The sequence below is a fragment of the Synechococcus sp. R6-10 genome (assembly GCF_047461815.1).
Taxonomy (GTDB): domain Bacteria; phylum Cyanobacteriota; class Cyanobacteriia; order Thermostichales; family Thermostichaceae; genus Thermostichus.
The window spans coordinates 1-613 of record NZ_JANSHW010000753.1; the positions used below are offsets into that span (position 1 = coordinate 1).

The 613-nt window shown below is 60.2% G+C and carries 1 protein-coding gene; it reads left to right on the forward strand.

From position 1 onward, the window contains the following. Positions 1-77 precede the first annotated feature (77 nt). Positions 78-613: RNA polymerase sigma factor (locus tag NW837_RS15805; protein ID WP_414332668.1), on the forward strand; the 536-nt coding region annotated here is incomplete at its 3' end.

A 613-nucleotide genomic window follows, 5' to 3' on the forward strand; every position in this document is an offset into this window, starting at 1 on the left:
GACAGGCGGAGCCTTGTGAGTATCCTATAGTGGCGGTTCTCTGTGGGAGCGCGCCGACAGGAAGGAAGGTGGCTACTATGTATTGTGCGGAAAGGACATCGCTGTACGAGGAGCATCAGTTCTACACCGCGCTGCGCGAGCGGATTGAGCGACTGGTACGACGCTACTGCCGCTCCAACGACGATGATGTCGAAGACCTAACGCAGGAGTGCCTGCTGCGCGTGTACAACAACTTGGACAGCTTACGCGACCTGGACAAGATGGAGCCGTGGCTGCGCACGGTGGTGCGGAACGCGGTGTTCAGTTGGTACCGCGAGCGCAAGCGCGAGCAGGAGGTCTACTCGCTGGGGCTGGAGACGGAACACGAAGCGGCGCCGTACTCTATCCCCGAAGACGACTTGCTGTTGTATTTGGTGCTGCAGGAAGCGATGCGGACGCTGTCGGAGCGCGACCGCCAGATGTTCGAATGGCGTTTCGGCGACGGCTTGAGCTATCGGGAGATTGCCCAGCGGGTAGGCTCAAACACGGAGGCGGTACGCAAGCGCATCACGCGAGCGTTGGCGCGTCTGAAGATGCACCCAAGCGTTCACTCGATTCTCTCGGAAGACAACTG